Source organism: Frankia sp. AiPs1 (genome assembly GCF_023716945.1).
In the GTDB taxonomy this organism is placed as follows: Bacteria; Actinomycetota; Actinomycetes; order Frankiales; family Frankiaceae; genus Frankia.
On the sequence record NZ_JAMQQF010000222.1, the window covers coordinates 1 to 9027 of the forward strand.

At 74.1% G+C, this 9027-nt stretch carries 6 protein-coding genes and 2 pseudogenes; 1 reads left to right on the top strand and 7 read right to left on the bottom strand.

Features of this window, described 5'->3' with window-relative positions:
• The 7 genes and pseudogenes from ND748_RS18400 to ND748_RS18430 all read right to left on the bottom strand — a co-directional run.
• Nucleotides 1–197, bottom strand: a pseudogene (locus tag ND748_RS18400) (hypothetical protein); the annotation flags it as partial.
• Nucleotides 194–1366: a phosphotransferase family protein gene (locus tag ND748_RS18405; RefSeq protein ID WP_251747107.1), complete on the bottom strand. Its 1173-nt coding sequence runs from the start codon at nt 1364–1366 to the stop codon at nt 194–196. The pseudogene ND748_RS18400 and the gene ND748_RS18405, both read right to left, overlap by 4 nt.
• On the bottom strand, nt 1366–2583 hold the full coding sequence (locus ND748_RS18410) for a CaiB/BaiF CoA-transferase family protein (RefSeq protein WP_251747109.1): 1218 nt from the start codon (nt 2581–2583) through the stop codon (nt 1366–1368). Before ND748_RS18410 ends, ND748_RS18405 begins: the two co-directional genes overlap by 1 nt.
• 81 nt (nt 2584–2664) lie before the next feature.
• Nucleotides 2665–3900, bottom strand: a complete 1236-nt coding sequence (locus ND748_RS18415) for an acetyl-CoA C-acetyltransferase (protein ID WP_251747111.1) — start codon at nt 3898–3900, stop codon at nt 2665–2667.
• Nucleotides 3897–4799 carry an ABC transporter ATP-binding protein gene (locus tag ND748_RS18420; RefSeq protein ID WP_374215966.1) on the bottom strand — a complete coding sequence of 301 codons (903 nt, stop codon included), beginning with the start codon at nt 4797–4799 and terminating at the stop codon, nt 3897–3899. Before ND748_RS18420 ends, ND748_RS18415 begins: the two co-directional genes overlap by 4 nt.
• Complete coding sequence (locus ND748_RS18425; RefSeq protein WP_251747114.1) at nt 4796–5548, bottom strand: ABC transporter ATP-binding protein; 753 nt, start codon at nt 5546–5548, stop codon at nt 4796–4798. The genes ND748_RS18420 and ND748_RS18425 overlap by 4 nt, the downstream gene beginning before the upstream one ends.
• Nucleotides 5545–8070, bottom strand: coding sequence for an ABC transporter permease (locus tag ND748_RS18430; RefSeq protein WP_251747116.1), 2526 nt, complete (start codon nt 8068–8070; stop codon nt 5545–5547). Before ND748_RS18430 ends, ND748_RS18425 begins: the two co-directional genes overlap by 4 nt.
• 448 nt (nt 8071–8518) lie before the next feature.
• Here ND748_RS18430 and ND748_RS18435 point away from each other — a divergent pair.
• Nucleotides 8519–9027: pseudogene (locus ND748_RS18435) on the top strand (hypothetical protein); the annotation flags it as partial.

Below are 9027 nucleotides of genomic sequence, written 5' to 3' on the forward strand. Positions count from 1 at the left end.
CGGCGAAGCTGGAGGGGATCGCGCCGGGACTCCGCGACGAGATCGGCCTCGACCTCGACGAGGTCGAGGGTGGGCGGGTCGCCGTCGAGCACGCCCCGGTCCCAGACGACCGTGACGATGCTGCCGTTGCGGACCCCCCGCACCTCGAACGACTCGGTCCCGGGCCCTACCTCGGCCCGCTGCCCACCGTCGGTCATTGCTGCTCTCCTCTTGTCAGGGATCCGGCGGGGCGGTGGTCGGGGGGCAGCAGGCGGCGGTCGAGTTCGGTGCCCAGGTCGGCGAAGAGGCGTTCCAACAGGGCGCGCTCGGCAGGCGCGGTGACACCCTCGGCGGCCCGCCACACCAGGCAGGCCATCTTCACCGAGCCGAGCACCTCCCACCACCGCAGGGCCGCGAGGTCCGGCGCCCGGCCGGCGGCGGCGCCGTAGAGCTCCGGCCAGCGGGCCAGGTCCACCAGGCCGCCGACCCGGTCGGTGCCGACCCGCCAGCAGACGAGCTGCGCCCAGGCGACGTCCTCCAGCGGGTCGCCGAAGTGCGCCATCTCCCAGTCCAGCACCGTGCGCAGCCCGCTGGGGCCGCCGTCGCCGTGACCGTGCAGGATGTTGCCGGTCCGGTAGTCGCCGTGGAGCAGGGTGACCCGCGCGGGCGGCGGCGGGGGGTTCGCGGCGAGCCACGCCAGCGCGCGATCCAGCACAGCCGTCTGCGCCTGGGGGGTCGCGCGCAGTTCGCCGCTCCACCGGGCCAGCTCCCGGCCGGCGACCCGCGCCGGGTCCGGGCGGCCGTCGAGGATGTCCGCCGGCACGTCGGCGGCGTGGATCGCCGCCAGCGTCGCGGCGAACCAGGCGGCGAGTTCCGCCCGATGCTCCACGTACCACCGGTCGCGGTGCAGCGGGCCGATCGCGGCCGTGCCGGCGCACCGCTCCATCACCAGGTACGGGCGGCCGAGTTCGGCGCCGGGCCCCCCGGCGGCACCATCGCCGCTGGCCACGGCGCCCGGCACCGGCAGGCCCGCGGCGTGCAGGGTGTGCAGCAGGGCGGCCTCCGCGGGGCGGCCGAGGGTCTGCCCGCCCGCGCCGACGACGCCGGCGGCCGAGTCGGCGCACAGAATCAGCGGGTGCACTGCGCCGTCGCGGGTCACCGCGTCGAACGACCACATCTGGCGGGAGTAGCCGCCCTTGAGCGGGTGCAGGTCGACGATGTCAGCCTCGGCGAAAGCGGTGCCGGCGGTGATGAGGTCGGAGTCGGCGGGGCCGGGGTCTGCGGAGGTGGGGTCGGCAGCGACGGGGTCGGCGAGGCCGGGGTCGCGTCCCGCCGCCAGCAGGGAGCGCAGCACGCCGGCGTCGACCCCGCGGGTGACGGCGGTCATCAGGAGATCACACCGGCGATCTTGAGGTTGATGAGCTCCTCCTCGGAGCGGCCGAGCGCCAGGACGACCTCGTCGGTGTGCTCCCCGAGAGTGGGTGCCGGGGTGAGCACGGGCAGGTCGCCGTCGACCCGGGCGGGCACCGGAACCAGCGGCAGGCGCGCGCCGTTCGGGTAGTCGACCTGCTGGACGTAGCCGTTCGCCAGCGCCTGCGGGTCGGTCAGGGTGTCACCGGGGACGGCGACCGGCGCCCACTGGCCCTCCTGGCTGTCGAGGGCCTTGACCAGCTCGTCGTAGGTGATGGCGGTGAAGATGGCATCGAGGGCCGCGACGCACGCCTCGGCGTGCTCGGTGCGCAGGGCCAGGGTGGTGAACCGCTCGTCGGCGGACAGCTCCGGGTGACCGAGCGCCGCGCACAGGCCGGCCCAGTAGCGGTCGGCCTGTAACATCCCGAGCACGAAGAAGTGGCCGTCGGCCGTCCGGTACAGGTTCGTCAGCGGGTTCGGCGGGCGGCGCCGGTCGAGCTGGACGATGTTGTCCGCGCCGATCGCCGCGGCGCCGGCGATGGAGGCCTGCATCGCCCACATCCCGGCGCCGAACAGCGACACGTCGACCACGCTGCCCTGGCCGGTCCGCTCCCGCTGGTACAGCGCCCCCGCGATGCCGCCGGCCAGGAACATCCCGCTCTGGATGTCGCCGAAGGCGGGGCCGGGCAGCAGGATCGGGAAGTCGTAGCCCGGCGGGACCGACGCGGTGCTGGCGCCCGACCGGCTCCAGTAGGAGATGCCGTCGAACCCGCCCTTGTCCGCGTCGGGACCGTCGGGCCCCTGGCCGGTGCCGCGGCCGTAGATGATGCGCGGGTTGCGCGCCCGGACCTGGTCGACGTCGATGCCGAGTCGTTCCCGGGCCGACGGCATGAAGCTGGTGATGAACACGTCCGCCTCGTCGATGAGGCACATCAGCAGTTCCAGGCCGTCGGGGGTGGCGATGTCGATGCCGACGCCCCGCTTGCCGCGGTTGAACACCTCCCACAGCGTCGTGACGCCGCCGTCGCCGGGGCCGAAGCCGTAGGACGACAGCGCCCGGACCGGGTCGCCGGTCTCGGGATGCTCGATCTTGACGACGTCCGCGCCCCAGTCGGCGAGCGCGGCACCGGCCGACGGCACGAAGCCGAACAGCGCCACTTCCACGACCTTGATGCCCTCGAGGATCTTGCCCATCGCCTGCCTCCACACCTACTGATCGCCACTGCGGCGTTGTCGTCCGGCTCTGATCTGCGCGTCAGGACCTGCTTGGCGCAGTCAGATGCGCTCGATGATGGTCGCGGTGCCCATGCCGCCGCCGGTGCACATCGTGACGAGCGCGGTCGACAGGTCGCGGCGTTCCAGCTCGTCGAGGGCGGTCTGCAGGAGCATGCCGCCGGTGGCGCCGATCGGATGGCCGAGCGCGATCGCCCCGCCGTTGACGTTGACCTTCTCGGGATCGAGCTCGAGGTCGCGCATCGTCTTCAGCGGGACGGCGGCGAACGCCTCGTTGATCTCCCACAGGTCGATGTCGCCCACCGTCATCCCGGCTCGTTCCAGGCAGCGGCGCGAGGCCGGGCCGGGCGCGGTCAGCATGATGACCGGCTCCGCGCCGACGACCGCGCTCATCACGACCCGGGCCCGCGGGCGCAGGCCGTGCGCGCGGGCGAACGCGGGCGAGGCGATCGCGAGCACGGCCGCGCCGTCGACGATGCCCGACGAGTTGCCGGCGTGGTGGACGTAGTCGACCTCCTTGACGTCCGGGTAGACGTCGCGGACCATCTCGCCGAAGGCCCGGTCGTACCCGTAGTCGGTGAACACCGCGCGGCCGAGGGCCGCGAACGACGGGGCCAGCTTCGCCAGCGACTCCGGGGTGGTGCCGGGCCGGGGATGCTCGTCGTGGTCGAGGGCGACGGAGCCGTCGGCGTTGACGATGGGCACCACGCTGCGGGCGAAGTGACCCTGCTCGATCGCGGCGGCGGCCCGCTGCTGGCTGCGCGCGGCGAACGCGTCGACGTCGTCGCGGGTGAACCCCTCGATCGTCGCGATCAGGTCGGCGGACACCCCCTGGGGGACCTGCGGGAACCTGGCCCGCACCGCCGGGTTGCCGGCCGAGAAGTCCATCGGCCCCTGCTCGGCGGGCCAGCGCGACATCACGTCCACGCCGCCGGCGAACACGAGCCCCTGGTGCCCGGACGCCACGCCCGTCGCCGCGAAGGTGACGGCCTGCTGACCGGACCCGCACCACCGGTTCAGCGTCACGCCCGCCACCGTCTGCGGCCAGCCGGCCGCGAGCACCGCCATCCGGGCGACGTCGCCGCCGTGGTCGCCCACGGCGTTGCCGTTGCCCATCACCACGTCGTCGACGAGTTCCGGGTCGACGCCGACACGGTCGGCGAGCGCGCGCAGGAGCTGGCCGAGCAGCTCCTGCGGATGCACGTGATGCAACGCGCCGGTGGGCCGGCCCTTGCCGCGGGGGGACCGCACGCCGTCGAGAATCCAGGCCTCGCTCATCGTGATCCTTCCAGGTCAGCTTCCGGGGCGGTTTCCGGGTCGTCGGGGCGGTCGTCCGGGCCGGCATCGGGGCCGGCGCTGGGGTTGGCATTGGCATTGGCACTGGGGCTGGCACTGCGGCTGGCACTGGGGCTGGTGCTGGTGCTGGTGCTGGTGCTGGCATCGACGCTGGGACCGGCATCGGCATCGACACCGGGGCCGGCGCCGAAGTAGGTCGATTCGAGGGCGGCGGCGCGCCCGGCGATCTCCGCGGTGGTGCCGCTGGCCACCAGGTCCCCGTGGACCAGCACGGCGGCCCGGTCGGCGACCTCGAGGGCAAGGTGGACGTGCTGCTCGACGAGCAGCACCCCGGCGCCGGTGTCGTCGACGATGCGGCGCAGCACCGGCAGCAGGCGTTCGACGATGACGGGGGCGAGACCGAGGCTCATCTCGTCCACCATCAGCAGGCGTGGCTTCGAGGTCAGGGCCCTGGCCATGGCCAGCATCTGCTGCTCGCCGCCGGAAAGCAGCCCCGCGCGGCGGCCCAGCAGCGGCTCCAGCGCCGGGAAGTACGACAACGCCCGGTCGAGGTCGCCCCGGCTGCGCGCGGCGGCGAGCCGGAGGTTCTCGGCGACGGTGAGCTGGTAGAACAGCGAGCGGTCCTCGAGGACGTGGGCGAGCCCCTCGCGGGGTGCCCGGTGCGCCGGGCGGCCCCGGATCGAGCGGCCGAAGACCCGGATGTCGCCCTTCATCACCGGGTTGAGGCCCGACGTGGTCAGCAGCGTCGTGGTCTTGCCCGCCCCGTTCGGCCCGAGCAGGGCCACGATCTCCCCGGCGTGCACGGTCAGGTTCAGGTCGCGGACCATCGCGACGCCGGCGTAGCCGGAGTACAGGCCCTCGATCTCCAACAGTGCGCTCATGTCCCCGCCTTCGTGCCGAGGTAGGCGGCCCGGACCTTCTCGTCCGCGACGACCTCCGCCGGCGTGCCGTGGGCGATCCTCGTCCCGAACTCGATGACGTAGAGCTCGTCGCACACACCCATCACCAGCCCCATGTCGTGGTCGACGAGCAGGATCGACACGCCGGCCTCGACGATGCGGCGCAGCCGGCGGCCGAACTGCTCCGACTCGGTGGTGTCCAGGCCCGCGGCCGGCTCGTCCATGCAGATCAGCGCGGGCCGGGCGGCGAGGGTGCGCCCGGCGCCGACCAGCTTGCGCTGGCCGTGGCTGATCTCGGTGGGCATCCGGTCGGCGAGGTGGGCGATGCCGAGGACGTCCAGCGCCCAGTCCACGTCGGACTGGTCGCGGTGGCGGCCGGGGCGGACCAGGTCGAGCAGGAACCCGCCGACCGTCTGCCGCTCGGCGCCGACCTGGAGGTTCTCCCGGACGGTGAGGTCCTCGAACAGTTCCAGCGACTGCCAGGTGCGGCCGAGGCCCAGGCGGGCCCGGCGGTGGGCCGGCTCGCGGTCGACACGCTTCCCGCGGAAGTAGATCGCGCCCTGGGTCCGGGTGAAGCCGGAGATGCCGTCGATGAAGCTCGTCTTACCGGCGCCGTTGGGGCCGATGAGCCCCACCAGGCGGCCCTCGTCGACCCGCAGGTCCAGCCCGTTGACGGCGTGCAGGCCGCCGTAGACGACGCTCATCGCCTCGGTGCGCAACAGCTCGGTCATCGTGCCTCCCCCGCCACCGCGGGCGTCGCCCCGGCGGATCCGCCCACGTGGGTGCCGGCAGCGGACCCGGACGCAGTCGGGGCGGCCGCTGCGGTTGGGACTGCCGCTGCAGCCGAGATGGACGCTGTAGCCGGGGTGGCCGCTGTAGCCGGGGTGGCCGCGGCAGTTGGGGTGGCCGCGGCAGTTGGGACTGCCGCTGCAGCAGCCGGGGTGGACGCGGCCGACGGGCCAGTCGTGGCGGATGCGGTGGGCTCGGTGATCGTGGTCGCCGTGTCCGTCGGGGTGAGTGGGTCCATCGGCGTGGGTCGGTCCGCCGGGGTGGGTGGGTCCGCCGGGGTGGGTCGGTCCGCCGGGGTGGGAGGTCGGAATCTTCGGCGCAGGGCCAGCAGGTCGGTGCGGGCCTTGCCGGCAACGCCCTCGGGGTTCAGCACGGCGGTGACGACCAGGCCGAGGCCGCCGAGCAGCAGCACGAACTCGTCGGGCAGCCCGAACACCTTGTTGAGGACCGTGAAGCCGAGGCCGCCACCGACGAGCAGGCCGCCGGTGACCGCGCCGCTGACGCTCGCGATCCCGCCGAGGTAGGCGAACGCGAAGAACATCAGCGACTTGTCGTAGAGGAACTTGTCGGGGGTGACGTTGCCGGTGCGGTAGGCGATGACCGCGCCGCCGACGCCGGCGATGAACGCCGACACCCCGAACGCCAGCACCTTGACGGCGGCCACGTTGACCCCGGCGGCGGCGGCGGCCCGCTCGTTCGAGCGGATGGCCAGCATCTGGCGGCCGGTCAGCGACCGGCGCAGGTTCGCGACGAGATAGCCGAGCGCGACCACGACGATCAGGCAGAACACCAGGGTCAGCGGGTTGGGCTGGGTGCCGTCCCCGATCGTGACGCCCAGGACGTGATGGGTGTCGGTGTCCTGGGAGCGGATGAGCGCCGGCGTCGTCACGGTCGCGCCGTCGAAACCGCCGTTGATCCAGGAGTTGGCGAACACGACCTTGTCGACGGCGACGGCGAAGGCGAGCGTGGCGATCGCGAGGTGCACCCCGCGCACCCGCAGCGCGGGCAGCGCGACGAGCACGCCGGCGACGACCGCGACCGCGGCGCCGGCCAGGATCGGCAGCGGGAACGGCCAGCCGTGGTGCGTCGACAGGCTCGCGACGGTGTAGGCGGACAGGCCGGCGAAGCTGGTCTGGGCCAGCGAGATCTGCCCGATGAAGCCGGTCAGCACGACGATGGACAGGCAGATGACGATGCCGGTCAGCGTGTTCGTCAGCCCGTCACGCATCGCCGGCGACAGGAAGAACACGCCGGGGATGAGGGCCACGACGGCCAGCCCCGGCCCGCCGTAGCGCAGCGCCCACGGCCGGGCCGTCGGTGAGAAGGGCAGCCGGCCGGGCCCCAGCACCCCACGGGTCGGCAGCGACTGCCCGCGCAGGGCCAGCACCGCCACGATGACGACGAGCGGCACGAGCAGGTCCACCCCGGGCACGGGCAGCCCGTCGGCCTTCGGGAACCAGCTTTCGTTCGCGCCGAGGAAGGTCACCAGCGCGACCTGCATGCCGAGGGCGAAGGCGGCCAGCGTCGTCCACCCGAAGGAGGTGAAGCCGCCGACCAGGGCGGCGGTGACCGCCGGGACGATCAACGCCGGCATGGTGTTCGGGTCGACGGAGGAGTTCACCGAGGCGACGAAGATGCCGAGCAGCCCGGTGACGACGGTGGACAGCACCCAGGTCGCCGCGGCGAGCCGGTCGGCGGAGAAGCCGAGGACCGTGGCGCCCTTCTCGTTCTCGGCGGCGGCCCGCACGGCGAGGCCGAAGCGGCTGCGCTGGAACAGCGCCCACAGCGCCACGGCGAGCACCAGCACCAGGCAGACGACGAAGAGCTGCTCCTGAGTGATCTTGAACAGGCCGAGGTCCACCTGCGTCTTGTCGACGAACGGCAGCGGCCCGACGACCTGCGTCGTCGTGGAGAACCGCCGGACGACGACGGCCTGCAGGAACAGCAGCACGCCGACCGAGGCGACCACCTTGGCCAGGACGGGCGCGTGGCGCAGCGGCCGGAACACCGCGACGTGCAGCACCAGGCCGAACAGGGCGCAGAACACCAGGGCCAGCACGAGGGCCGGCCAGAACCCCATCGTGGCGCCGAAGGACACCGAGGTGGGCCAGTGCGGCACCGTGAACGAGTCGTCGCCCGCCAGGTGCACGAGGCCCTCGATGGGCGCGAGCGGGTTGGGCAGCGGGGGGAGGAACAGATCGCCGTGGGTTCGCAGGTCGGCGTAGACGTAGGCGGCGTACATCGCCACGGCCGCCCCCGCCAGGTTGACCACCCCGGACCCGCGGTAGGTGACGACCACACCGAGGGCGATCGCCGCGACCAGCGCCCCGAGGGCGAACCCGCCGCCGGAGAAGAAGTTGGTCCGGTAGTCCCCCTTGGCGAGGATCACCGCGAGAAGGGCCACCACCACGAGGGCGGGAACGCCCGCGCGTAATCGTGCTGCGGGGATTCGGGGTCGCGTCATGTGTCCAAGCTCCTGTTCCCGGCGGGCTGGCAGGCCCCGGTCACCGGTGGCGGTGCGGCGCGGCGCGCGGGCGGACCACCGGCCGGGTACCGGCCGTTCCGGGCGCCGACGCCGGACGCCGCCGGTGGTGCTCCTCCCACCGTCCATGACCGTTCCCGCGAGGGGAGCGAGGACGGCCGGCGACGGTGGCCGGTCTGCGGGCGGTGCGGCCCGACCCGCCGAACCTCGGCTGCCTGCCACCCGCCCACCCGACGCGTGGTCTGTCGACGCCCGTCCGGCGGACCCGTGGTCCGTCGAGTCCCGTCCGGGTGACTCATCGGCCCGCGGGGGGTCGCCTGGCACCGGGCTGTCGGTGGGTCCGCGGGCGGACCCACCGGCGGCCCCGCGGGCGGTCCCGCGGGTCGGCGACCCGGCCGCTGCCCCGACGGGTGCTCCGACCGATCCGCCGATGGAGCCACGGGTCGGCCCGCCCCTCGACGCGCCGACCAATCCGCTGTCCGAGCGGACCGTCCTGGTGAACGGTCGGCCGCCGGCCGGACGCCCGGCGCACCCCGCCGCTGCGCCCGACCGGGACGAGGGCACGGCGCTGTTCCAGATCCGCCGGGCCGGCGCGCGTGGCGATGGCCCCGGGCGCCCTGGCGACAACCGGGCGGACCCGCCCTCATCCCCGCCGCCGGATCATGCGCCGGTGACCCCGCCGGTGCGGACGCCGCCGCTCGTCGTGCGCCGGGTGGACGAGACGGGTGCCCTGCGCTGGTCCGACACCAGCGTCCCGCCAGGTGACGGCCGTCGCCGTGCCGCCGCGGACCAGGACAGCCGTCGCCCCGGGAGACGGGACGACCATGGGCCCGAGCAGGGGACGCCGCGCACCGGCGCCTGGTCCGCCGCCCGCGACGCCTGGCTGGCCGATGATCCTCGCAGCGGCGGTCGGTGGGCGCCGTCACCGCCGTCCGGTCC

Excerpts from the sequence above, each read along its gene's own strand:
- ND748_RS18420 (WP_374215966.1), bottom strand. The coding sequence starts at position 4,799 with ATGAGCGCACTGTTGGAGATCGAGGGCCTGTACTCCGGCTACGCCGGC.
- ND748_RS18415 (WP_251747111.1), bottom strand. The coding sequence starts at position 3,900 with ATGAGCGAGGCCTGGATTCTCGACGGCGTGCGGTCCCCCCGCGGCAAG.
- ND748_RS18410 (WP_251747109.1), bottom strand. The coding sequence starts at position 2,583 with ATGGGCAAGATCCTCGAGGGCATCAAGGTCGTGGAAGTGGCGCTGTTC.
- ND748_RS18405 (WP_251747107.1), bottom strand. The coding sequence starts at position 1,366 with ATGACCGCCGTCACCCGCGGGGTCGACGCCGGCGTGCTGCGCTCCCTG.
- ND748_RS18425 (WP_251747114.1), bottom strand. The coding sequence starts at position 5,548 with ATGACCGAGCTGTTGCGCACCGAGGCGATGAGCGTCGTCTACGGCGGC.
- ND748_RS18430 (WP_251747116.1), bottom strand. The coding sequence starts at position 8,070 with ATGACGCGACCCCGAATCCCCGCAGCACGATTACGCGCGGGCGTTCCC.